Source organism: Microbacterium sp. Be9, assembly GCF_011754135.1.
Lineage (GTDB): Bacteria > Actinomycetota > Actinomycetes > Actinomycetales > Microbacteriaceae > Microbacterium > Microbacterium maritypicum_A.
In genome coordinates, this window is sequence record NZ_WNWT01000004.1 from 211,707 (window position 1) to 235,297 (window position 23,591).

Below are 23,591 nucleotides of genomic sequence, written 5' to 3' on the forward strand. Positions count from 1 at the left end.
ATGAATGACGCTGCGACCCCGCGCCCCCCGCGCATCGGCGTGATGGGCGGTACGTTCGACCCCATCCATCACGGCCACCTCGTCGCAGCCAGCGAGGTCGCGAACTCCTTCGGGCTCGACGAGGTCGTCTTCGTGCCGACCGGCCACCCGTGGCAGAAGTCGGGAGTCTCGCCGAGCGAGCACCGCTACCTCATGACGGTCATCGCCACCGCCTCGAACCCGCAGTTCACGGTGAGCCGGGTCGACATCGACCGCGAGGGCCCCACCTACACGATCGACACACTGCGCGACCTGAAGCGTGATCGACCGGATGCCGACCTCTTCTTCATCACCGGAGCCGACGCCGTAGCGCAAATTCTCAGTTGGAGGGACCATGATGAGTTGTGGGAGTTGGCCCACTTCGTCGCGGTCTCACGCCCTGGACATGTCCTGAGCACAGACGGCCTCCCGAGCGACAACGTCAGCCAACTGGAAGTGCCGGCGCTGTCGATCTCGTCGACGGACTGCCGTGAACGCGTTCGCGACGATCAGCCGGTCTGGTATCTGGTCCCTGATGGGGTCGTTCAGTACATCGCGAAGCATCATCTGTATCGGAGCAAGGCATGAGTACATCGGATCAGCAGGAGCAGGGTCCGCTGACGCGAAAGCAGCTGCGGGAGATTCGATTGACGGGTTCGACCCCGGTCATCTCCAGCGAGGAGGCTGCCGCGGCGGCTGAGGCGGCACCGCCCGCACCGCCGCTGCCCCGTGCCGCCGAGCCCGTGGAGATCCCGCCCGCGCCGACTTCCGTGCCTGACGACGTCAGCGGCGATGCGCCGTTGACGCGCCGCCAGGCGCGCGAGCTCGAGAAGGTGCGCACGGCCTCGGTGCCCGTGATCGCCGGAGAGCAGTCCGAAGAGGCGGAGGTCGAGCAGCCAGCCCCCGACGCGCCGGCGGAACCGACCGACGAGGAGTCCGCCGCGACGCACGACCCCGCGGAGATCGTGTCGGGGGTCCCGAACTTCACACGGAACGAAGAGCCGGGCGACGCCGACGATGATGACGTCGATGACGAGGTCGCCGTCGCTCCCGTGCGTGCATCCGTCGTCGCGGATTCCGTGGGAGATGTTCCGCTGGAGTCCGTCGATGGTGCCGGTGACGAGTCCGACGAGGACGATGTTGACGTGGCTTCGGCTCTGGGCCTTCCGGCCGAGAGCACCGGTGACTCCGAGGCCGACGGTGACGACGTGCTGGCAGATGTCGGTGACGCCGATGATGACGATGACGACGCCGCAGCCCGCCCCACCGTCAACCCCGCGTTCGGTGAGGGGATCCTCGCCGATGCTCCCGACCCGCACACCCCCTTCCGCCCGTCGTTCGACGAGCTGCTCTCCGTCGGTGACTCGACCGGGTCGCAGCACTCCGCACCGAACGCCCTGATCTTCACGCCGTCCCCGGGAGAGGGCTCGCTCTCCGGCCCTGTCGCCTCCACCGGTGAGATCCTCGTCACCGGGTCTTATGAACTGCCTCAGGGCATGGGCTCGCAGGGCCACGCCCTGGGAACCACCGACGGCAAGGACGTCGACGCCGTTCTCATCGACGGCGAGCTTCCCCCCGCGTCGTCGCCTACGCCGATCGCCGCCAGCTCGGCGGTCAGCACCATCAAGCCCGCCGGCGAGGTGATCCGTCCGCCGGCGCCCGAGAAGGGCAACCGGCTGATGATCACCCTGGCGATCGTCGCCGGAGGCCTCGCCCTCGCTGTCGGTGTCGTCGTCATCATCGCCATCACCACGAATGTGTTCTGATGCAATCACCTGAAACTGCCGAAGAGATGCTGCGTCTCGCAGCACAAGCCGCCATCGACAAGGGCGGTGAAGATCTCGTCGCACTGAACGTGTCCGAGCCTCTTCCGCTCGTCGACATCTTCCTGCTCGTCACCGGAAACAGCGAGCGCAACGTCGCCGCCATCGCCGATGAGATCGAGGACCGGCTGATCGAGTCGGGCCACAAGCGCGTACGGCGCGAGGGGCGCGCGGAGGCCCGATGGGTGCTCCTCGACTTCGGCGACCTGATCGTGCACGTCTTCCATCAGGAGGAGCGCGTTTACTACGGCCTCGAGCGACTGTGGAAGGACTGCCCCGTCGTTCCGATCGACGTGGCAGAGCCCGCCACCACAGACCCGAGCTGACATGCCCACGCACCTGATCACCGGTGCGGGTTCCGGCATCGGTGCAGTCCTCGCGCGCCGTCTGCTGGACCGTGGCGATGACGTGGTGGTGCTTGCCCGCGACGCCGGACGCGCCAGGCAGATCGCAGAGAGCCTTCCGGGAGCATCCGTCCTGGTCGCTGATCTGGCTCAGCCGGGTCGTCTGTCGTGGGCGCTGTCGAAGCAGCACCTGCCCGACCGGATCGACTCGCTCGTGCACGTCGCCGGGGTCGTCGACCTCGGTGACGTGGCCGACCTCGCTCCCGCGTTGTGGGAACAGCAGCTGGCCGTGAACCTCGTGGCTCCTGCCGAGCTCACGCGCCTTCTGCTGCCCGTTCTGCGCGTGTCGCAAGGGCAGGTCGTATTCGTGAACTCGGGGGCGGGACTGCGTGCCAACGCCGGGTGGGCGGCATATGCGGCGTCGAAGCACGGTCTCCGGGCCCTCGCCGATGCGTTGCGGGCCGAGGAGGCGCCGCACGGCGTGCGCGTGACGTCGATCTACCCGGGTCGCACCGCCACCCCGATGCAGGAGCGTGTGCACCAGCAGGAGGGGCAGGACTACGACGCCGGTCGCTTCATCACCCCCGACGCCGTCGTCACGACCATCCTCACCGCCCTCGATCTTCCGCGAGACGCGGAGATCACCGACCTCACGGTGCGGCCGGGTCGCTGATCCGGCCTCGTCGTACCGGACGGTCAGGCGGTCACACGCGTTCGGCGTGCGAGCATGCCGCGCTCCGCGCGCGTCTGCGGCGGAATCGCGGACAGCAGCGACCGCGTATAGGGATGTTCGGGGTGGCGGTAAACGTCTTCCGTCTCCCCGATCTCGACCATGTTCCCCAGGTACATGACCGCCACGCGATCGGCGATGTGACGCACGAGGGACAGGTCGTGCGCGATGAAGACGATCGACATGCCCAGCCGCTCGCGCAGGTCGCACAGCAGGTCGATGATCTGTGCGCGGATCGACACGTCGAGCGCCGAGACAGGCTCGTCGCACACCAGAACGTCCGGATCGAGCGCGAGCGCCCTGGCGATGCCGATGCGCTGGCGCTGGCCGCCCGAGAACTGGTGCGGGAAGCGCGAGCCCATCTCGGGGGTGAGGCCGACGAGATCGAGCAGCTCGGCGACGCGCTCCCGTCGCGTCGCCGGCGTTCCGGAGTGGGTCGCGGCGAGCGGTTCGGAGATGATCTGCTGCACGGTCATCCGCGGGTTCAACGACATATACGGGTCCTGGAAGACCATCTGCACGCCACGACGCAGGATCTTCCGGTCGCGGAGCCGACCGCGCGTCACGTCCTGATCGCGGTAGCGCAGGGTGCCGGCATCGGGTGAGTCGAGTCCGACCAGCATCCGCGCCAGCGTCGATTTGCCGCTGCCCGATTCGCCGACGATCGCCAGGATCTCGCCCTGGCGGAGCTCGAGATCGACACCCGCGACGGCGGCGACTCGGTGCGCTCGTCGCCCGCTCCCGGAACGGAACGTGCGCTTCAGGCCGCGGCCTTCGAGGATGGGCACCGTCCCGTCGTTCTCCGCGGCGGCGCTCACATCTCGCGGCATGGAGTTCAGCAGACGCATGGTGTAAGCGTGCTGCGGCTTCGTGAGCACCTCGTCGGCGGGCCCTGACTCCACGATGCGGCCAGAGCGCATGACGGCGACCTGATCGGCGACCTCCATCACCACGCCCAGATCATGCGTGATGAGCAGGATTCCCATGCCCAGCCGGTCGCGCAGGGACAGCAGCAGGTCGAGGATCTGCGCCTGCACCGTCACATCGAGCGCGGTGGTCGGCTCATCCGCGATGATGAGATCAGGATCCAGCGCGATCGCCATGGCGATCAGGATGCGCTGGCGCTGACCGCCGGAGAACTGGTGCGGATAGTCGTGCACGCGCTTGTCGGGGGTGGGGATACCGACGAGGGTCAGCAGCTCGACCGCGCGCGCTTCGGCGGCTCGGCGGCCGATGCTGCCATGAGCGCGGATGAGGTCGATGATCTGGTCGCCGATGCTGAGGACCGGGTTCAACGCGGAAAGGGCATCTTGCATGACCAGGCTGACGCGCACGCCTCGCAGGCGTCGATGCTGCTCGGGGGAGAGGGCGAGGAGGTCGGTTCCGCTCAGTGACATCGTCTCCGCCTCGACGTCTCCTTCGTCGATCAGACCCATGATCGCGCGGGCGGTCATCGACTTGCCCGAGCCTGATTCGCCGAGCAGCGCGAAGACTTCGCCGCGGCGAACGGCGAGATCGATGCCGTCGACCACGCGGCTGCGGCGTCCATCGCCGGTGAGGGTGACGGTGAGTCCCTTGACGTCCAGGACGACGGCGTTCCGGGGGGCGGATGTGTTCTCCATGGATGCCATCATGCCAGCTTCTTTGTTCTGAATTGTTTCGAACAGGAAACATTTCAGCCGAAGATAATCACAATGGTTGACATCTGCGCCGAAATCCTCCAGATTCGAGGAATCTCCCGCTCGTCGACCGGGAGGGCACCCGCATCATCGAACCGAAGGAGCGCATCCGTGCTCGAACAAGCTGGCCGGTACACCGGCTACACCGCGTACGACTACCTGGAAGCCGGCAAGGACTACCGCGAGTTCCGCTACGCCAAGCAGATCGGCCGTGTGCCGGCCTACGACCTCGGGCTCAGTGCCGCGCAGCAGGAACGCACCGAACGTCTGCTTCGCGAAGAGACCGTGATCTCCCTGCACGAGCACGTGCAGGTCTTTCCCGAGGACATGGGCGAGCTGCGCGACCACATCCGCCAGGGCCGCGAACCCACCGGCTACCAGGGCCTCGCCCGCTCCGGGTTGACCGCCGTGTTCGACAACGGCATGGATGGCACCTGCTGCATCTCGAGCGATGCCGGCTGGAAGTACCAGGACGTGCTGTTCGACCTCGGCGTGCGCATGGCCGACCTCGCACACCAGGACTACGTGATCAAGGCCGAGTCGATCAAGGACATCCGTCACGCCGCCGAGACCGGACGGGTCGCGCACATCTTCGCGCTCGAAGCCTCGACCATGATCGAGAACGAGGTCGACCGCCTCGACGTCCTGTACGGCTTCGGCGTGCGGCAGATGGGCATCGCATACTCCGAGGCGAACATGCTCGGCGGCGGTCTCAAAGAGCGCGGAGACGGCGGGTTGACCTACTTCGGCGAGCGCGCGGTCGAGCGTATGAACAAGCTCGGCATCGCGATCGACATCTCCCACTCCGGTGACCAGACCTGTCTCGATGTGATCGCCCACTCGACCAAGCCGGTATTCATCACGCACGCCGGTGCGCGCGGCCTGTGGCCGACGAACCGCATGAAGACGGATGAGACGATCATCGAATGCGCCAAGCGCGGCGGCGTGATCGGAATCGAGGCCGCCCCTCACACGACGATCTCCCCCCAGCACCCGAAGCACTCCCTGGAATCGGTCATGGACCACTTCCAGTACTGCGTGGACCTGGTGGGACTCGAGCACGTCAGCTTCGGTCCTGACACGCTGTTCGGCGATCACGTCGGCCTGCACGACGCGTTCTCGTCGAACCTGTCGCTCGGGCAGGCACATGCGAACGTCGACTACGAGAAGCAGCCGTACGTCGACGGTATCGAGAACCCGGCCGAGGCCTTCTACAACATCATCGGCTGGCTCGTGAAGCACGACTACTCCGACGACGAGATTCGCGCCGTCGTCGGAGGGAACACCATGCGCGTACTCGAGGAGGTTTGGGTCTGATGAAGTACAGCAAGTTCCTCGCCCTCGGTGCGGCCGCGGCTCTCGCCGTCGGCCTCGCCGCGTGCGCCCCGTCCGCGCCGGAACCGGGGGAGTCATCCGGCTCCACCGGCCCCAGCGACGAGACGATCAGCATCGGCACGACGACAGATGTCGTGAACTTCAATCCGGTCCTCGGCAACAGCCGCACGGACTCGTGGATCACGAACCTGATGTATCCGCATCTGCTGAGCATCAGCGACGACGGCACCAAGGAAGCCCACGTGGCCACCGACTGGGGCTACGTGGACGACACCACCGGCTTCTACGAGATCCGCGACGATCTCACCTGGAGCGATGGTGAGCCCCTCACCGCCGAGGACGTCGCCTGGACGCTGAACGCCGTCAAGCGCGATCAGGCTCCCGGCACGTTCTACGGGCAGCTGGGCAACCTCGACACCGCGACCGCGGTGTCGGAAACCCGCGTCGAGCTCGCCCTCACCCAGCCCGACTCCTCGATCGTCGAAGAGATCGGCTTCTGGGGCGTCGTCGTTCCGAAGCACGTGTTCGAGCCGCAGGGGTCGATCGCCGAGTTCGCGAACGACGGCAGCGCCGGAGGCTGGGTGGGCATGGGGCCGTTCATCATGAGCGACTTCCAGGTCGGTCAGCACTACACGCTGAAGCGCGTCGAGGACTACCCGCTCGTCAAGGGCGGCGTCCCCGGGCCCGCCGAGGTCGTGTACCGCGTGTACCCGGACGTGAACACCGAGATCCTGGCGCTGCAGAGCGGCGAGATCGACGTGATCGCGAATGCGCTGCCACCCGCACAGGTCGAGCAGCTCAGCAGCACCGACGGCCTCCAGGTCGTCGAGGCGCCCGGGCTCGGCTACGCGCACCTGGTCTACAACATGGACAAGCCCGACCTCGCGAAGACCGAGGTGCGACAGGCTCTGGCCCATGCGGTCGACTATGACGCGATCCGCACCGTCGTGCTGCAGGGGCAGGCCGTCTCGACAGGTTCCAGCGCTCTGATGCCAGTGCTCGCGAAGTACTACGACAAGTCGGTGAAGGAGTACGAGTTCGATCCCGAGAAGTCGCGCTCCCTCATGGAGAAGGCCGGTTACACGGCAGACGCGAACGGGAATTTCCCCGTCTCGTTCCGGCTGATCTACTCGCTGCAGGACAGCGTGACCAGCCAATGGGCGCAGATGGTGAAGGACAGCGCGGCGGAGGCCGGCATCACGATCGAGCTGCAGGGCACCGAGCGCAACACATACCTCTCGATGACCAGCGAGGGCGACTACGACATCTACGCGGGCAACTTCGCGATCATGGACGATCCGGTGACGAACTTCTCGCTGTCGTACCTTCCCGGCGGTGCGATCAACTACACCCATGTCGACGACGCCGACCTGAACGCGCTGATCGAGGAGGGCATGGTGACGTTCGACGAGGACGAGAAGATCTCGATCATGCGCGAGGCGAACAAGATCGTGCACGAGCAGGTCTACGACAACATCATGTACACGCAGAACCTGTTCTTCGCGGCCAGCGACGAATGGGCCGGCTTCATCTCGAAGCCGAGCGAGCTGCTCTCGATCGTGAACCCGCTCTCGCTCGCGAGCGCGCACCCGGTCGAGTAACAACCACTGAAATCTCGAGGAAGGTCGCCCGGGTGTCCCGAGCATCGTTCATTCTCCGTCGCGTGGGTCGAGGTCTGCTCACGATCTGGTTCGCCGTGACCGTGACGTTCCTGCTCCTGCGTCTGCTTCCCGGCGACCCGGCCCTGGCGCTGGCGAGTCCGAACATGACGGACGACATCCGGGCGACCATCCTCGAGCAGTACGGGCTGGACCAGCCCCTGATCGTGCAATACGGGCTCTACATGTGGCAGCTGCTGCAGGGCAACCTCGGCATCTCGTTCACGCAGTCGATCCCGGTCACCGATGTCCTCATGCAGCGGCTGCCGTGGACCCTTCTCCTGACGATCACGGCACTGGTGCTCACGATCCTCATCGGCGTTCCACTCGGCGTCGCGGCTGCGTCCCACAAGGGGCGCTTCATCGACAGGGCGGTGCAGGTGGTCGGCGTGACGGGGCAGTCCCTGTTCGTCCCGAGCGTCGCCATCCTCCTGCTCTTCGTGTTCGGGTTGAACCTCGGATGGTTCCCGATCGGAGGTGCCTACACCAACAACACCTACGGCTTCGAGTGGTACCTCAGCGTCGCGCAGCACCTCGTCCTCCCGGCGGTGTCGCTCATGCTCATCCAGGTCGGCTCCTACGTGCTCACGATGCGTTCGACGCTGATCGAGACGCTCGGCGAGGACTACATCCTCCTGGCGAAGGCGAACGGCATCCGTGGCAGCCGCATCCTCTGGAAGCACGCCCTGCGCAACGCCCTGCTCCCCACCACGACCCTGATCGGCCTGCAACTCGGATTCCTGGTCGGCGGTGCAGTACTCACCGAGACCGTGTTCGCCTATCCGGGCATCGGGCGCGGGATCTACGAGGCCGTCACACAGCTCGACTTCCCCGTGCTGCAGGGCGCCTTCCTCATGCTCGCCATCACCGTCGTGGTCGCCAACACGATCACCGACATCATCTACGGCTACCTGGACCCGAGAGTGAAGACCTCATGACCGCTCCGATGCCCGCCTCAGAGACCCTCGCTCCGAGCGAGCCGACCGCCGCCGGCAGCGAGCGGGCGAGCGCGCACACCTGGCGCGCTTTCCGCCGGGACCCGCTCGGCATGATCTCGCTCGGGCTGCTGATCCTGCTGGTGATCGTGGCTCTCGCGGCGCCGCTGATCGCGCCCTATCCCGCCAGCTACGGACCGGACGTCCTGCGTCCGCCGAGCGGCGACCACTGGTTCGGTACCGACGCACTGGGCCGCGATGTCTTCTCCGAGGTGATCTGGGGAACGCAGCAGAGTGTGCTCGTCGCGGTGGCCGCCTCGCTGATCGCGATCGTCTTCGGCACGATCATCGCTGTTCTCGGCGCCTACTTCCGCAAGCTCGACAGCTTTATCAGCGTGATCGTCGACATGACGCTCTCGCTGCCGGTGCTCCCGCTCATGATCCTGATCGCCGCGCTCGTGGGGCCGAGCACGTCGACGATCATCTTCGTGGTCGCCGCGTTCTCCTGGCCGGAGGTCACCCGTCTCGTGCGCTCGCAGGCGCTGACCGTGGTCGGGCTGCCCTATGTCGATGCCTCGCGCCTGATGACCACCTCTCCGGTCTGGATCATCACGAAACACGTCCTCCCCGCCGTCACGCCGGTGGTCGTGGTGTCCGTGGTCGTGACCGCCTCGCGGGCCGTGCTCTCGGCCGCCGGACTCGCCTTCCTCGGCCTCGGCGACCCGACGACCTGGTCCTGGGGTCGCATCCTCTACGAGGCGCAGCAGGCCGGCGCGATGGTCAGTGCCTGGTGGCTGACGCTGTTCCCCTCGATCGCGATCCTCATCCTGGTGCTGTCCGCGACCCTGTTGTCGATCGCCTACAACGATGCGCGCAACCCGCGCCACCTCGCCCGATAGGAGCCGGAGATGACCGAGTTCGACCAGCGGCTCGCGCCCGAGTTCTTCGATCGCGTGCAGACCGGTGTCCGCGACCGGATGGGGGCGCAGGGCTTCGACGCCTTCCTCACCGACCATCCGGAGGACATCGCGTACCTCACCGGCTTCTTCCACCACCCTTCCGAGCGTCCGGTGGCGATCTGGATCGAGGCGAACGGCAGGGTGGTGATGCTGTTGCCCGAACTGGAACGCGAGTACGCAGAGTCGCAGTCCGCGAGGGCAGAACTGGTGGCGTTCTTCGAGTTCCCCGGAGTCGTTGCACCGTTCGAGGCTCTGGCTCGCGCGGTCTCGCCGCGGGGGCGGGTCGGGTTCGCGTCGTCCATGCCGTTCTCCCGTCTCTCGGCGGCGAGGGAGGCGATGCCCGGAGCCGATCTCGTCGCCTCGGATCTGTTGACCCGCGCCCGTTTCGTGAAGTTCCCCGAGGAGGTGACCCTGCACCGCGAGGCCGCCCGCGTGACGGATCGGATGCTCGAGGCCGGGGTTTCGCTGGTGGTCGAGGCCGTCGCAGCCGGGGGAGAGCTCCCCACCGAGGCCGAGCTCGAGCGTCACGTCACGGCGACGGGTACCGGCATCATGTACGCAGAGCACCGCAACGTGGTGGTGGCCTCCCTGCTCGCCGGCGGGCTGGTCTACTCCGGCGCGAACTCCGCCTTCCCACACGGGCTCCCGTCGGTGAACCGCCTCAAAGCCGGCGACACCTTCATGCTGTCGTTGGGCTGCGCGGTGGGCGGTCGCTTCATCGAGGGCGAGCGCACCTTCGTGCTGGGCGAGCCCACGGCGGAGCAGCGGCGCTACCACGACACGATCAACGCGGCGCAGCAGCTCGGGCGTGAGACCATCCGCGCCGGGCTCGAGTGTCGCGAAGCCAACCGCCTCTGTCTCGACGTGATCCGCGGTGCCGGACTCGGCGCGTTCATCCGGCATCGTCAAGGACACGGAATCGGTCTCGGCATGCACGAGGCGCCCTGGCTGGAAGACGGCGATGCGACGCTGCTGGAGGCGGGCATGGTCGTCTCGAACGAGCCGGGCATCTACGTCCCACAGCACGCGGGGTACCGCATCAGCGACAGCATGCTCGTGACGGACACCGGCGCCGAACCTCTGACCACCTACCCCCGCAGTCTCGACGACTGCACCATCGCGCTCTGACGCCCCGGAATCCGAGAGAGAGAAGAGAACATGACATCGACACCGCCGGTATCGCCGGAGTTCGCCGCAGCCACCAGCACCCACGAGTGGGTCGAGATCAACGGCAACCACCTGGCCGTCGAGGTGCTCGGTCCTGAGGGGGCGCCCGTCATCATCACCCACCACGGTGCTCCTGGTCTCGGTTCCCGTGCGGAACCGCGTGCCAGCTTCGGGCGCCTGGCCGACGAGTACCGCGTCGTGGTGTTCGATGCGCGCGGGAGCGGCCAGAGCGACGGGGAAGGCGTCTACAGCCACGAGCAGTGGGCGGCGGACATCGATGGTCTGCGGGAATGGATCGGCGCCGAGAAGATCGTGATGGCGGGGGGCTCGTACGGCGGCTTCATGGCCATGGAGTACGCGCTGCGATACCCGGAGCGGGTGGCGGCCATCGTGCTGCGCGACACTTCGCCGGACAACTCCAACGCCCATCTGGCTCGCGAGAACGCGCTCGCCTCCGACCGCGTGACGATCGACATGGAGAAGTTCGATCGCATCGACGTGGGACAGGTCCACGACGACGAAGACCTCAAGGACTGCTGGCGCGAGATCCTGCCTCTGTACGACTTCGTCTACGATCCGGAGGCGACCGAGCGCAAGGTGCAGGCCACGCCGTACCGCTACCGCGCGCACAACTACGCCTTCTCGGTGAACCTCCCGAATTATGACCTCAAGCCACGGCTGCACGAGATCGGTGTGCCGACACTCATCACCGTGGGCCGGACGGACTGGATCACGCCAGTATCGTGTAGCCAGACGATCGCCGATCTCATCCCGGACTCCGAGATGGTGGTGTTCGAGAAATCGGGGCACTCCCCGCAGATCGAGGAGGCAGAGGCGTGGACGAAGACCGTGCGCACGTTCCTGCACCGGGTGTACCCGCCGACCCGATGAGCAGTGTTCACCTGACGAGAGAAGTGAACGACCTCGACCGACGGATCGTCGTAGCGCTGCAGCAGGACGGGCGCGCAAGCTGGACATCGATCGCGGAGTTCGCCGGAGCATCGGTCTCGACCGTCACGCGACGCGGCCAGCAGCTGCTGGCGGAAGGGCTGGTGCGTGTAGGGATCGTGCCGACCCTGGGCAGCGAAGGGCACGTGGAGACCTTCTTCGTGCGCATCAACTGCACACCGGGGTCGCAGTTGAGTGTCGCGCAGGCGCTGATCGGCTCGCCCTACGTGCGCTTCGTGACCTTGGTGACCGGCAAGTTCGACGTGTTCGCCGAGGTCGTCATCCCGGGCGACTCCGCGACGTATGCGCATGTCCTCACCGATCTGCAGGCGATCCCGGGCGTCGAACGGTGGCGCAGCGACCTGGTCGTGCACACGTACAAGGTGAGCTTCGACTGGGGGCGGCAGCTCTACGACGCCCATGCCGAGGCTGCAAGCGACCCGCAGTCGTACATGCCCGCGCCGAACACTTGCGATCCCACGCACTTCGATGACGCCGACCGGGCCATCGTCGAAGAGCTGCGTCACAACGGCCGTGCGTCGTTCCAGTCGATCGGCGACACGCTCGACATGAACGAGAGCAGCGTGCGCCGTCGCTACGAGCGGATGCGCAACGCCGGATGCCTGACCACCGTGACGATGGTGCCGGCATCGGCACTGGGGATGAGTGCCGAGACACTGTTGATCCTGCGGGTAGAACCGTCGCGGATCGCCTCCGTCGCCCAGACGCTCGCCCATCACGTGTCGGTGCGATTCCTCGCCGCGGCGTTGGAGGAGAACTCGCTCTATTGCGAGATCATCCTTCCGAGCACCGAGACCTTGCACGACTTCCTCACCGGGACCATCGCGCACCTCAAGGGAGTTCGCGGATGGAATGCGGCGATGGAGCTCGTCTTCATGAAGCGCGGCTTCATCGAGACGCCGTGGTGGCGGGCCCAGGTGGCCTCGGCAGGGGCTGTGGACGCCGGGTCGTAGCCCCGGGTTTCCGTGACGGCACCCTCCGCGCGTGGTGTCAAGGGGCTTCCCCGGGCGCGGTTTGTGGCGCACTCTCTGTGGAGAGAGAGTCCTGGAGGGCCCCACATGTCTGAACTTCCGGATCCGCGTTTCATGTTGAATCGCATCACGGCGTCGGAATGGGTGATCAACGACCTTCGATACTCGCCCAACGACCCGCGCCATGTCGTCGCGTGCGTGTACGAACTCGCCGAGACCGAGGTCGAGGTGACCTGGCTGCGTGACCTGCCGCTCGCCACGCGTTATGGAACCGCATTCGAGGTGCTCGAGGATGTCGAGAGGATGCGTGGTTCGAGCAGGGCCACACGTCCGATCTCCATTCCCCATCGGCCGCCGCTGCTGGCGACCTAGTCATCCCGCGGCACGGACAGCGAACGAAGAAGCGCACCTCCTCGATCTCCGAGGGGGTGCGCTTCCTGCGTGCCGCGCTGCGGAGCTCAGGCGGCCACGTGCGGGATCACAGCAGCTGCAGATCGGTTACGCACGTGCGATCGTCCGGCGACGTGGTCGACAGCGGCACGGTGCCCGTCAGGCCGGCGCTCTCGACGGTCAGCGTCGCCTCGATTCCCCGAGGCACCCAGACGCCGGTGAACCCGTTGTCGTGGGTGCGGCGCATCTCGTCGATGAGCACCGTCCCGTCGGCGGCGGTGAGGACGATGCGCATCTCGGTGTCGGAGAGCTCGCCGACGCACGTGGTGAGGCTGTGGAAGTGGCACTCATGGGTCTGTTCGCGGAATGGTGCGACCGAGATGTACACCGCGTCGTCGGGCATCGGCAGCCGACTCTCCCGGCCGCTGGTGTCACGCAGCAGGAGCGCGTCGGGTTCGACGGATGCGAGGAGATCGTCCGGGCGGTCCGCCACGGGCATCGCGTCGAGTCGTTCGATCACCTCGCCGACGTCGAGCCCGGCGAGGTCGTGCGCGGCGAGCAGGTCCCGCGCCGACGCCACCGAGTCGACGTCGGCGGGGGAGACGGCGGGCGCGCACCCGGACAGGGCGATTCCGGCGACGGCCAACGCGGCGAGCCCCGCGGACAGCCTCCGTCGTCGACGTGATGCGGAGACCGACGGAGAGGCGGGAGACGTGGTGGAGGGGAGGGGATGGTTCATGGGGACGGTCCTTCGTGCGAGGTGGGGCCGGTGTGGGCGGGGATACGCCGACACCGACCCCGAAATGGGTTCAGAGGGTGGAGAGGAGGTCCTTCATCTCCTGGATCTCCTCGGTCTGCGCGTCGATGATCGTCTGGGCGAGTTCGATCGCTTCCGGATCGCTCCCGCCGTCGACCTCCGCCCGCGCCATCTCGACGGCTCCCTCGTGGTGCACGATCATCTGGTCGAGGAACAGGCGCGACGCTTCGGGACCGTCGGCGGAGCGGAGCGCGGCGAGGTCGTCGTCGCTCATCATCCCGTCGCCGTGGTCCATCCCGTTCGCGTCGCGGTCGTCGGAGCCGATGCCCCAATCGTCCAACCAGCCCGCGAGCTGTTCGATCTCCGGGCCCTGCGCGGCCTTGATCCGCTGGGCGAGTTCGGCCACCTCGGGGTCGATCCCCTCCACTCCGAGCACGATGTCGCTCATCTCGATCGCCTGCTCGTGGTGCACGATCATCATCGAGGCGAACATGACGTCGGCATCGTTGACGTCGGCATCGCTCATGCCGGCCGATGGTGACGACGAGCTGTGGTCCATGCCGGGCATGGAAGCGTCGTCGGTGCCGGTCGCGCAGCCGGACAGCAGCAGAACGGCGGACAGGGTGAGTGCGGCGGTCGCCGCAGCACGAATCTTCATGGGTGTGTTCTCCAAATACGCATAGTCGTTGCGCACACGCCGGACGGCGGCGCGCGAGGGTGAGAGGCCTGGAGCCGTGGCGCGAGAGCGCGGGCTCGACGGCTGCTCAGGTGCGACTGATGCAGAGAACGTGCAGAGAAGGGGCGCGGGGGAGGACCCGCGCGGCCAGGACCTCGAGAAGGGGCGAGCGGAGGAGCATCGCCGTCCAGCCGCGAAGCACTCCGGGCGCGATGAGGAGCACGAGGGCGAGGAGGAGCGCGAGGACGCACATCATCGCCATGCCGGCGTGATCATCGGTGCCGCAGCCTGCGCAGGACATCGCGGTCGTGCCGGACGGGTCTTCGGACGGGTGCGCCTGCGCCTCTGCGGTGCCGTGATGCGCGGATACCGGCTCGGACACGGTCATCGCCGCCGAAATCGCCGCCGCCGGAGTGTCGGCCGCCGCAGTGCCGTGCAGATTCAGGGTGTGCATCCCCAGCAGCCCCAGGATTACCGCGGCGACGAGGAGCACGCCCGACAGCACACCCCGGAAGACGCTCGATGAGCCTCTTCCGGACCACGTCGCCGCCACCGGTGCCATGAGAGCAAGTCTACGGGGCGCGGGTGGCGGCGACCGGTGCGCTGCGGGCCGGCGAGGGTGTGCGGTCAGGCGTCGGGGCCGTCGTCGTGCTCGTCCGCGCCGGCAGCGACGCGGTCGGCCTCGGCGCTGTCGACGAGCGCGTCATCGACATCCGGATCGAGAACACGCTCGCCGTCGACCTCCCTCGTCGGCACACCCGTCGGGTCGGTCGGGTCGTCGTCATGGGGGAGCGGGGGAACCGGGGGAATGATCGGGTTCGACATGATCGCATCCTTTCGTCGAGATGGGTTCACGGTAGAACGCGGGGCGTGCGGTCGGAATCGGGTTGACGCTCGTGCAGACGCGCGCTAGCGAGCCGACGCGACGCGGTCATCCGGCGGATCGAGGGTGATAGACCGATTGGGCCTCTACGGCTGCGGTGCCGAAATCACCGTCTGCATTGATGACGTGGCCGCGAGCCAGCGCGAGTCCGGTGGCCCGGCCTCGTCCTTTGAGCACGGCGCCGCGCAGGTCAGGATCGGGGTCGCGGTGGCTCCCGCCGCTCGTGAGCGCGACGTTCACCGCCGTGACATCGCCGAGGATCTGCGATCCATCGCCCAGAGTGGAAGCGCCGGCGAGGTCGATCCTCCCGATCAGACGCACCCGGCTGCCGATCGTGATCACGGAATCGGAACGATTCGCGAGCAGAGCCACCGCATGCGGGCCGAACTCGTTGTCGGTGCCGATGCTCACGCGTCCGCCGCCGGTCGCCTCGATTCGGGTGCCCTCGAAGAAGCGGTTGTCGTCACCGATGAGGAGAGTGCCGGGGTCGGCGTCGATGCGGACGTTCGGACAGAACACATTGCCGGTCCCGATCTCGGCGTGCGCGGAGAGGAGGGCGGAGAAAGGGTCGAGGAAGACGTTGAGGTCGTCCGCGATGAGCTGGCTCACCGTCCGATATCCCCGCGACGCACGCACACGATCCGCGTAGCCCAGGGGCGTGTGCGTCATGGTGCCTCCTGGTCACTACCGCGTGAGACGAAGAAAGCCCCCGGAGAACCGGGGGCTTTTTCTGTGGACCTGAGGGGACTCGAACCCCTGACCCCCTGCATGCCATGCAGGTGCGCTACCAGCTGCGCCACAGGCCCAGACGCTGTTCCGGACCAGCCGGAGCAACTTGAAAAGAGTACTACACGAATCGACGCGAACACCAATCGGGGAGGGCATCCCGGGCGCGTCACCGTGGAGTGCGGAGGGGAGGAACAAGCTCGCGGCGCCGGGCGTTGAAACCGGCGTGAGCATCCTCGACAGTCTGGTGATCGGCGCAGGGCAGGCCGGCCTCTCGGCATCCTTCCACCTCTCGAGGCTGGGCATCTCGCATGTGGTTCTCGACGCAGACCGACAGCCCGGCGGCGCCTGGCAGCACCGGTGGGACGCGCTGACGATGCGCGATGTGCACGGCGTCGCCGAACTGCCCGGCGACACGCCGCCGCCCCGCGACGGTGCACGCGCCAACGAGGCCGTGCCCGCATACTTCGCGCGATACGAGAAGACGCACGAGCTCCCGGTGCTCCGCCCCGTGCACGTGGAGCGCGTCGAGGACCAGGAGGGTCTTCTCTTCGTGCGGGCGCGTGAGGGGGAGTGGACGACCCGCACCCTGGTGAATGCGACCGGCACCTGGTCGCATCCGTTCCTCCCGCACTTCCCCGGCATGGAGACCTTCGTCGGTGAACAGCTGCACACCGTCGACTACCCGGGGCCCGAGCACTTCATCGGCAAGCGGGTGCTCGTCGTGGGCGGGGGAGCGTCGGCCGTGCAGTTCCTCGGGGCGCTGGCGCCGATCACCGACACCCTGTGGGTGACCCGGCGCGAACCGGTGTGGCGCCATGACGACTTCACGCCGGAAGCGGGAGCCGCAGCCGTCGCCCTCGTGGAGCAGCGCGTCGCGGCCGGTCTCCCTCCGGAGAGCGTGGTCAGCGTCACCGGACTCATGCTCCGCCCGCAGGAGCGGGAGGCCGAGCGTCTGGGTGCCTACGCCGACCGGCGCCCCCTGTTCGAACGGATCGAACCCGACGGCGTGCGCTGGGCAGACGGCAGCTTCGAGCAGGTCGACGTCATCCTGTGGGCCACCGGCTTCCGCCCTGCGATCAGTCACCTCGCCCCTCTGCACCTGCGCAGTGCGGCCGGGGGCATCCAGCTCGACCGGAACGGTCGAGGTACGACGGCGGTCGCAGACCCCCGCGTGCAGTTGGTCGGCTACGGGCCGTCGGCGAGCACGATCGGCGCCAATCGTGCTGGTCGCTCGGCGGCGAAGGGAGTGCAGCGCGCGCTGCAGTCTGCAGGCGTGCGCATCACCAGCGGTTGAGCACCTCCTCCGCGAATCCCTCGATGCCGTCGACGCGCACCCGCGTTCCGTTCTCGTCGCGCACCCAGCCGGTCCAGACACCGAACAGTTGATCGGTCCGGCTCGAGATCACCAGCGCGTTCGTGTGCGAGTGCTTGTCGTAGAACGGGGTGAACACGAGGTCGGCGCTCGTCCCGCGCAGGTGCCACGGACGCATGAAATGTTCGGAGTCGTAATCCCACACGAGCTCTTCACTGATCTTCGACAGCCGACCGTCGACGAGCAGCGCGTTCTCCGTGGCACCCGAGCCGTCGGTCCACTTCGCACCGAGCTGCAGCCCGATGACGCGGCCGTCGACGACACCGCTGGCCGCAGCCCAGTTCCAGCGCACGCGATACGGCCAGCGCCCGCGACCGTGGTCCAGTACGGCCCAGCTTCCGGTCGGCACCTCGTGCGCCACTCCGTCCACGGTCACTGTTCCGGTGGCCGGGCGTGCCACATCTTTGACCGCGTACTGGAAATGGGGGATCTCGTCGCCGAGGCGCCACGGCACGACGACACCGAGCGACTCGTGTGCCTCCAGGCGACCAGCCAGCAGGTCGATCGAGACGCGGGGGGTGGAGGCGCGCAGGCGTGTTCCGTCGAAGGTCTCGTCGATGTCGACGGTGATCCGACGCGTGCGCGCGCGGGCGGGCCCCGCGCCGAGAGACGACGGGAGCGTCGCGCTGCGCCCTCCCGGCGAGATCACCGTCGTGTCGATGTCGTCACCGGTCGCGCGATCGAGCACCCACAACTCGTGCAGAGCCATGTAGTCGACGCACGAGACCGTGACGGCGACGATGTGCGACGGCGTCATCACGTTCCAGTACTCCCACCGCTTGTTGCGCCCCCAGTGGCCGCGGCCGGGGATACCCGAGGTGTCGTGAACCGGTGTGCGCGACCAGCCGAGAGCCTCCCGGTTCAGCATCCCGGTGGGCGTGGTGAGAGATACATGCGCGGTGATCTCGCGCTCGATCAGCGGTGTGGGCATCGTCGTCCTGCTGTCCGGAGGGACACCGTCTCGGGTCGGTGTCGTTGCCCTGAGTGTAGAGGACCGGGCGACGAACGGCGGGGGTCCTGTGGGAAAACCGTGTTCGGGTCGAGATCGGCTCCTGGCTACGCTGAGGGCATGCTCCGCATCCTGCTCTTCGTCGTCTGGCTGCTGCTGTCCGCCTGGCTCGTGGTCTGGGTCGGGGAGGGACTTTTCGGCGTCGATCAGAGACAGTCGAGCCTTCCGTTCTCGGGAGAGGACACACTGGGCGCTCCGATCATCATCGGTGTGGCGTGGGGTCTGCTGCTGACCTTCGGCGGGATCCTGTCGGGGCTCGGGCGCCGTAAGCGGGTGCGCGGAGAGACGCAGATCGGAGTGGGCACGATCGTCGAGGTCGCGCGCACCGGTCTCACCGTCAACGACGTGCCGCAGTACGACCTGTTCATCCGGGTGACACCGAGCACCGCAGAGGAGTTCATCGCGCAGCTGCGCATGCTGGTCGACGCCTCCGATCTCGCCGGCCTGCAGATCGGGCTCCCGGTACCCGTGCGGTACAGCCTCACGGACCAGGACACGGTGGAGCTCGCCGACCTGAACGACCCCGCGGTGCGGGACGCGATGCTGCAATGGCGGATCGAACGGGGGCTGATCGATCCGCGGCAGGTGCGGGCGCGCACGAGCGGCACCCCGGTGACGGCATCCGTGCTCGAGGTGCGACCGACGGGGCGGCGTCGTGAGGGGCAGAGCGAGCTCGCCCTGCGCGTGCTGATGGCGCCGGAGGGAGCGGCGACCTGGGAAGCGGACACCACGGTCTTCGTGTACCCGCAGGCCATTCCGCACCTGCAGGTCGGAGCCCCGGTCTGGGCGTTCTATCGGCGTGAGGACCCGCAGACCGTCGCCGTGACGATCGAGAAGGAGGAGGGGCGATGAACCCGATGGACACGCTCATCTGGCTCGTGAACTTCCCGGCGTCGCACGGATACGCGATGGTGTTCATCGCCGGTTTCTCGATCCTCGGCCTGTTCGCGCTGTCGGCGCGGGGAGCGATGCCCGGCGGGGAGCTGCGGGCCATCCGCGAGCGGGAGGGGCTGCTGCGTGCGGATCAGCGTCCGCGAGGCCGCGTCGGGGGAGGAATCGTGCGCATCGGCGCGCGCATCCTCGCTTTCCTCATGCTCGCCTGCCTGGTGATCGGTATCCTCAGCCTCACCGGCGTGCCCCTCACCCGTGCGTACATCTACGACAACGGCCGACCGACGGCGGCGACTCTGGATGGTGACTGGGTGACGTTCACGACGGCCGAAGGCGTCGAATACACGCTGGAGAGCAACTTCTTTACCCCCGCTGTGTATCCCGACCGCGACGCGTACATACCCGGCGGTCAGCTGATCGTCGTGCGCTACCTTTCGAGCCATCCACAGGCGTTCGTGATCGACAGCGACCAGACCCCGCGCTGAGTGCGGAGGGGGCGCGTAGGGTGAAGGCATGTCGCGAATCATCGTCTTCGGCGGCCACGGCCGCATCGCCCTCCTGCTCGCGCCGCTCCTCGTCGCACGGGGAGACGAGGTGACCGGGGTGATCCGCAACCCTGACCATTCCTCCGATGTCGAAGCCGGCGGTGCGAAAGCGCTCGTCGCCGACATCGAGAACATGGATGTCGAGGCGCTCGCCGAGATCATCCGCGGTCATGACGCCGTCGTCTGGTCGGCCGGCGCCGGTGGCGGATCGGCCGAACGCACCTACGCGGTCGACCGCGACGCCGCGCAGCGTTCCATGGACGCGGCAGAACGCGCGGGCGTCCGACGGTACGTGATGGTGTCATGGCTCGGGTCCACCGCTGATCACGGTGTGCCGGAAGGCGACTCCTTCTTCCCCTATGCAGACGCGAAGTGGGCCGCCGACGAGCACCTGCGTGGCACCGGTCTGGAGGGCACGATCCTCGCGCCGGGCACGCTCACCTTCGACGATCCCACCGGTCGGATCCAGCTCGATCCGGACGGTCGTGGAGCTGTCGCGCGTGCCGACGTCGCTGCCGTGATCGCTGCGTCCCTGCACGAACCGTGCACGGTCGGCCGGACCATCCGCTTCGGGAACGGCGACGCCGACTCGGCGGTGCCGATCGCCGAGGCGCTGTCCTGCTGAGACACGCCACTTCGCGCGACATGGAGAATCGGCGCCGGGGACGGACGGCGAGCGCACTCGCGCTCGCCGCGGTGATGGGGCTCTTCGTCTCGTCGGCCGCCACGGCGTCGGCGGTGGGCGCACCCTCGACGTCGGGCATCCCCGAGTCCACGGTGTCGACCAGCGGATCTGAGCTGCTCACCGCACGTGCGAAGGCGCGGGTGCAGGAGATGACCGTGGCGGAACAGGCAGCGACGGTGGTCATGGGGCACGTGGCAGGAACGGACCCGTCCGCCCTTCGGTCGTACATGGAGTCCGGACTGGGAGGATTCATCCTCATGGGGGCCAATATCCCCGCGACCGAAGCGGAGTTGCAGGCGCTCACGGCCGCGCTGACGGTCGATCCCGGTCTGCCACCGCTCATCGCCGTGGACCAGGAGGGCGGCTTCGTCTCCCGACTGCACGGTGACGGCTTCCCTGCCTCCCTCTCCCTGAAGGGGCTTCCGGTCGCCGAGACGTCCGCGGCGTTCACCGCGCGGGGCTCTCTGGTGGCGCGAGCGGGCATCACCGTGAACTTCGGAACGGTCGCCGACTACACGGACGATCCCGGCTCGTTCATCCACGGTCGCGCGCTCGGCACAGACCCTGCCGCGGCGGCGGAGCGCGTGGCGGCGGCAACCGTCGCGCAGGAGCAGTTCGTCGCCTCGACCCTCAAACACTTCCCAGGCCACGGCGCGGCTCCGGGTGACTCTCATCACGCGATCCCGAGCACCACGATGGGAATCGAGGAATGGCGCGCCACCGCGGCCGTGCCATTCGCCGCCGGTATCGACGCCGGGGCCTCGCTGCTGATGTACGGGCATCTCGCCTACGCGGCGGTCGATCCGCTGCCGGCATCCCTCTCGCCGCGGTGGCATGAGATCGCGAGAGACGAGCTCGGCTTCACCGGGGTGGCGGTGACCGACGACCTCGGCATGCTGCTGTCTTCAGGAGATCCGGCCTATGCCGACCCGGTCACGAACGCGGTGGCGGCGATCGCTGCGGGGAACGACCTCGTGTTGATGATCGCGGGGTCCGACGCGCAGACAGCCGGATCGATGGTCGCAGGCATCGCAGCGGCGGCCGAAGCGGGGACGCTTCCGCCCGAGCGGCTCGAGGAGGCGGCGACACGCGTGGTCGCGCTCCGGATGCAGACCGCCGCGGCGACCGCCCGCTGGTCGATCTGCGATGACTGCGAACCGGTGGGCTGACGCTCAGGCCGCATCGCGAGCTCCGTCGCCGATCCAGGCGTTCAGCAGCGCCGCGCGCAGATCGGCGCCCCGGTCGGCGAACCCTCGCTGCCGACGGACGTACTCGGCCTTGCCCTCGGTCGTCTCGATGCGAACCGGGACCACGTCCCATGCCGAGAGGTCGTACGGCGCGGCCTGCATGTCGAGCAGGCGGATGTCGCGGGCGAGCTCGAACGAATCCAGGAGGAGTTCGCCGGGGATGAGGGGCCCGAGTTTCGTCGCCCACTTGTACAGGTCCATCCCCGCGTGCAGGCAACCGGGCTGCTCGAACAGGGGCTGGTCGTCGCGGCTCAACGGCGTGCGGTTGCGGGGGACCGCTTCGGGGGTGAAGAAGCGGAATGCGTCGAAATGGGTGCAACGCAGCTCATGATTCTCGACGACGGCATCCGTGCCCGCCTGCCCGAGTCGCAACGGCACCGCGTGGCGATGCTCGTCCGCGCGGTACACCATCGCCCATTCGTGCAGGCCGAAGCAGCCGAACTGTCCGGGGCGGGATGCGGTGCGGCGGAGCATGCGCTCGATGAGCGCGGCCAACTCCGTCTTCTCTGCGCCGAAAGTCGCCGCATCCGGCACGACGCTGCCGGGCGATCGTCCGGGGGAGTACCACCGCCAGTCGCGGCGTTCCGGCGCATCGGCGAGTTCGACACCGGCCCCCGGATGCCATCGACGCAGGTGCGCGGGCTTGTACGAGTAGTAGGTGAAGAGGAAGTCCCACACCGGATGCTTCTCCGCCCGCGTCGCCCGTTCGCGGTGCGCCGCGGTGAGGGCATCGGCTCGTTCACGATGCGCCTCCTCGCGGAGGGTCCAGTCCGGGCGGGCGATGGTCATGTCAGTGCAGGATGCCGGCTTCGCCGAGCAGATCGCGAAGACCGGCGCCGTCCTCGGCGCTCACCCACGGGGCGGCATCTTCGGAGTGCGGTTCGTGACCGGCGCGTCCACCGGCGAGCACGGCCTCGGCGGGAAGCAGACGACGGATCGCGACGCCGGCGACGGAATCGGGGTACTCGTCCATAAACTGGCTGTAGATCGACTCGTCGTGCTGGCCGTCGTCTCCGATCAACAGCCATTTCACGTCGGGGAACTCGGTCGCGAGGCGACGCAGGTTCGTGAGCTTGTGTTCACGCCCGCTGCGGAACCACCGTTCGTGAGTGGGACCCCAGTCGGTCAGGAGCATGGAGCCGGCGGGGAAGAGATGGCGACCGAGGAAGCGCCACAGGGTGGGGGCGACATTCCACGCACCGGTGGAGAGGTACACCATGGGTGCACCCGGGTGCTGGCGGAGCAGCTGATCGAGGAGGACGGCCATCCCCGGGACGGGAAGGCGTGCGTGCTCGTCGAGCACGAAGGAGTTCCAGAAGGCGATGAAGGGACGAGGCAGCGCCGTAACCATCACGGTGTCGTCGACATCCGACACCACGCCGAACGAGGTGCCCTCGGCCACGATGAATGCGCGAGCCTCCACCGGCGCCTGGCCCTCGACCGAGAACGTGAACGTCTGCCAGCCGGGTTCCAGATCGACACGGATCATGGCATCGACCACGCCGCCGCGGTCGGCGGCCACCTGGTGGGTGGTCTCGCCGAAGTGCACGCTCACAGCGGCGAATCCCACCGGGATGCCGACGAAGCTGCGCCATCCGCGGACGCTGGCCGGTTCACCGTCTCGGGTGCGACGCTGCGGCGGGACGATCAGCACCCGGCCGACGACGCGGACCCAGCCCGGACCACCGTAACCGGGGAAGGGAAGGATCGTCGCGACACGGCCACGACGGCGCGCACGACCTTCGCGCCAGACATGGAAGCGGTGTTCGAGTCGGGCGAACCAGTGGATCCGGGGGGCTGGGGGAGCCGATGCCATTGC

The 23,591-nt window shown here is 67.7% G+C and carries 26 protein-coding genes and 1 tRNA gene; 17 read left to right on the forward strand and 10 right to left on the reverse strand.

Translation table 11 applies throughout. The features are described from left to right. From nadD to GLO27_RS05225, 4 genes are read left to right on the forward strand one after another with little or no spacing between them, the layout of a single operon-like run. Entirely contained in the window at positions 1–606 is a 606-nt protein-coding gene (gene nadD, locus GLO27_RS05210; protein ID WP_167253925.1) for a nicotinate-nucleotide adenylyltransferase, read from the forward strand. After that, positions 603–1,784, forward strand: a complete 1,182-nt coding sequence (locus GLO27_RS05215) for a hypothetical protein (protein WP_167253927.1) — start codon at positions 603–605, stop codon at positions 1,782–1,784. Before nadD ends, GLO27_RS05215 begins: the two co-directional genes overlap by 4 nt. Further along, a complete protein-coding gene (rsfS, locus tag GLO27_RS05220) occupies positions 1,784–2,167 on the forward strand; it encodes a ribosome silencing factor (protein WP_029260174.1) in 384 nt (127 codons plus the stop codon). Before GLO27_RS05215 ends, rsfS begins: the two co-directional genes overlap by 1 nt. 1 nt (position 2,168) lies before the next feature. Then, positions 2,169–2,858, forward strand: coding sequence for an SDR family oxidoreductase (locus tag GLO27_RS05225; protein ID WP_029260175.1), 690 nt, complete (start codon positions 2,169–2,171; stop codon positions 2,856–2,858). A gap of 23 nt (positions 2,859–2,881) precedes the next feature. Here the strand turns inward: GLO27_RS05225 and GLO27_RS05230 are convergent, their stop codons facing one another. Then, positions 2,882–4,549 carry an ABC transporter ATP-binding protein gene (locus tag GLO27_RS05230; protein ID WP_235045210.1) on the reverse strand — a complete coding sequence of 556 codons (1,668 nt, stop codon included), beginning with the start codon at positions 4,547–4,549 and terminating at the stop codon, positions 2,882–2,884. Between the two features lie 156 nt (positions 4,550–4,705). Between GLO27_RS05230 and GLO27_RS05235 the strand changes: the two genes are divergently transcribed. The 8 genes from GLO27_RS05235 to GLO27_RS05270 all read left to right on the forward strand — a co-directional run bounded on the left by GLO27_RS05235 (position 4,706) and on the right by GLO27_RS05270 (position 12,960). Then, the gene (locus GLO27_RS05235; RefSeq protein WP_021198528.1) at positions 4,706–5,911 is read left to right on the forward strand and encodes a membrane dipeptidase; all 1,206 of its coding nucleotides are present in this window, start codon (positions 4,706–4,708) and stop codon (positions 5,909–5,911) included. Next, positions 5,911–7,530, forward strand: coding sequence for an ABC transporter substrate-binding protein (locus GLO27_RS05240; protein ID WP_021198529.1), 1,620 nt, complete (start codon positions 5,911–5,913; stop codon positions 7,528–7,530). The genes GLO27_RS05235 and GLO27_RS05240 overlap by 1 nt, the downstream gene beginning before the upstream one ends. Before the next feature lie 32 nt (positions 7,531–7,562). Next, a complete protein-coding gene (locus GLO27_RS05245; RefSeq protein ID WP_021198530.1) occupies positions 7,563–8,525 on the forward strand; it encodes an ABC transporter permease in 963 nt (320 codons plus the stop codon). Continuing rightward, positions 8,522–9,421 (forward strand): ABC transporter permease, encoded by a 900-nt coding sequence (locus tag GLO27_RS05250; protein WP_021198531.1) that lies wholly within the window; start codon positions 8,522–8,524, stop codon positions 9,419–9,421. Before GLO27_RS05245 ends, GLO27_RS05250 begins: the two co-directional genes overlap by 4 nt. A gap of 9 nt (positions 9,422–9,430) precedes the next feature. Next, complete coding sequence (locus GLO27_RS05255) at positions 9,431–10,609, forward strand: Xaa-Pro peptidase family protein (protein WP_021198532.1); 1,179 nt, start codon at positions 9,431–9,433, stop codon at positions 10,607–10,609. A gap of 30 nt (positions 10,610–10,639) precedes the next feature. After that, positions 10,640–11,539 carry an alpha/beta hydrolase gene (locus GLO27_RS05260; RefSeq protein WP_021198533.1) on the forward strand — a complete coding sequence of 300 codons (900 nt, stop codon included), beginning with the start codon at positions 10,640–10,642 and terminating at the stop codon, positions 11,537–11,539. A 23-nt stretch (positions 11,540–11,562) separates the two neighbouring features. Then, positions 11,563–12,570 (forward strand): Lrp/AsnC family transcriptional regulator, encoded by a 1,008-nt coding sequence (locus tag GLO27_RS05265; RefSeq protein WP_021198534.1) that lies wholly within the window; start codon positions 11,563–11,565, stop codon positions 12,568–12,570. 105 nt (positions 12,571–12,675) lie between these two features. Then, positions 12,676–12,960, forward strand: a complete 285-nt coding sequence (locus GLO27_RS05270) for a hypothetical protein (protein ID WP_021198535.1) — start codon at positions 12,676–12,678, stop codon at positions 12,958–12,960. Positions 12,961–13,066: 106 nt separating this feature from the next. Here the strand turns inward: GLO27_RS05270 and GLO27_RS05275 are convergent, their stop codons facing one another. The 6 genes from GLO27_RS05275 to GLO27_RS05300 all read right to left on the reverse strand — a co-directional run bounded on the left by GLO27_RS05275 (position 13,067) and on the right by GLO27_RS05300 (position 16,100). Next, positions 13,067–13,717, reverse strand: a complete 651-nt coding sequence (locus GLO27_RS05275) for a CueP family metal-binding protein (protein WP_167253929.1) — start codon at positions 13,715–13,717, stop codon at positions 13,067–13,069. Between the two features lie 70 nt (positions 13,718–13,787). Then, positions 13,788–14,393, reverse strand: a complete 606-nt coding sequence (locus GLO27_RS05280; RefSeq protein WP_167253931.1) for a DUF305 domain-containing protein — start codon at positions 14,391–14,393, stop codon at positions 13,788–13,790. A gap of 106 nt (positions 14,394–14,499) precedes the next feature. Continuing rightward, the gene (locus tag GLO27_RS05285) at positions 14,500–14,973 is read right to left on the reverse strand and encodes a DUF6153 family protein (RefSeq protein WP_167253933.1); all 474 of its coding nucleotides are present in this window, start codon (positions 14,971–14,973) and stop codon (positions 14,500–14,502) included. A 65-nt stretch (positions 14,974–15,038) separates the two neighbouring features. Continuing rightward, the gene (locus GLO27_RS05290) at positions 15,039–15,236 is read right to left on the reverse strand and encodes a hypothetical protein (protein WP_029260185.1); all 198 of its coding nucleotides are present in this window, start codon (positions 15,234–15,236) and stop codon (positions 15,039–15,041) included. Positions 15,237–15,342: 106 nt separating this feature from the next. Continuing rightward, entirely contained in the window at positions 15,343–15,963 is a 621-nt protein-coding gene (locus GLO27_RS05295) for a hypothetical protein (protein WP_029260186.1), read from the reverse strand. Positions 15,964–16,027: 64 nt separating this feature from the next. After that, positions 16,028–16,100, reverse strand: a tRNA-Ala gene (locus GLO27_RS05300). A 146-nt stretch (positions 16,101–16,246) separates the two neighbouring features. Here GLO27_RS05300 and GLO27_RS05305 point away from each other — a divergent pair. Further along, positions 16,247–17,317, forward strand: a complete 1,071-nt coding sequence (locus tag GLO27_RS05305) for an NAD(P)-binding domain-containing protein (protein WP_167253935.1) — start codon at positions 16,247–16,249, stop codon at positions 17,315–17,317. On the opposite strand, the gene GLO27_RS05310 is transcribed toward GLO27_RS05305, so the two are convergent. After that, on the reverse strand, positions 17,304–18,326 hold the full coding sequence (locus GLO27_RS05310; protein WP_167253937.1) for a DUF2804 domain-containing protein: 1,023 nt from the start codon (positions 18,324–18,326) through the stop codon (positions 17,304–17,306). The two genes, GLO27_RS05305 and GLO27_RS05310, sit on opposite strands and share 14 nt — an antisense overlap. A 138-nt stretch (positions 18,327–18,464) precedes the next feature. Between GLO27_RS05310 and GLO27_RS05315 the strand changes: the two genes are divergently transcribed. From GLO27_RS05315 to GLO27_RS05330, 4 genes are read left to right on the forward strand one after another with little or no spacing between them, the layout of a single operon-like run. Further along, a complete protein-coding gene (locus GLO27_RS05315; RefSeq protein WP_167253939.1) occupies positions 18,465–19,256 on the forward strand; it encodes a hypothetical protein in 792 nt (263 codons plus the stop codon). Then, complete coding sequence (locus GLO27_RS05320) at positions 19,253–19,780, forward strand: hypothetical protein (protein ID WP_167253941.1); 528 nt, start codon at positions 19,253–19,255, stop codon at positions 19,778–19,780. Before GLO27_RS05315 ends, GLO27_RS05320 begins: the two co-directional genes overlap by 4 nt. A 28-nt stretch (positions 19,781–19,808) precedes the next feature. Next, a complete protein-coding gene (locus tag GLO27_RS05325; RefSeq protein WP_021198545.1) occupies positions 19,809–20,465 on the forward strand; it encodes an NAD(P)H-binding protein in 657 nt (218 codons plus the stop codon). Positions 20,466–20,485: 20 nt separating this feature from the next. Beyond that, positions 20,486–21,694, forward strand: coding sequence for a glycoside hydrolase family 3 N-terminal domain-containing protein (locus GLO27_RS05330; protein ID WP_243844747.1), 1,209 nt, complete (start codon positions 20,486–20,488; stop codon positions 21,692–21,694). Positions 21,695–21,697: 3 nt separating this feature from the next. Here the strand turns inward: GLO27_RS05330 and GLO27_RS05335 are convergent, their stop codons facing one another. Together GLO27_RS05335 and GLO27_RS05340 are read right to left on the reverse strand one after the other, a co-directional pair. Then, on the reverse strand, positions 21,698–22,561 hold the full coding sequence (locus GLO27_RS05335) for a hypothetical protein (RefSeq protein WP_021198547.1): 864 nt from the start codon (positions 22,559–22,561) through the stop codon (positions 21,698–21,700). Between the two features lies 1 nt (position 22,562). Further along, positions 22,563–23,588 carry a phosphatase domain-containing protein gene (locus tag GLO27_RS05340; RefSeq protein ID WP_029260199.1) on the reverse strand — a complete coding sequence of 342 codons (1,026 nt, stop codon included), beginning with the start codon at positions 23,586–23,588 and terminating at the stop codon, positions 22,563–22,565. Between the last annotated feature and the right edge of the window lie 3 nt (positions 23,589–23,591).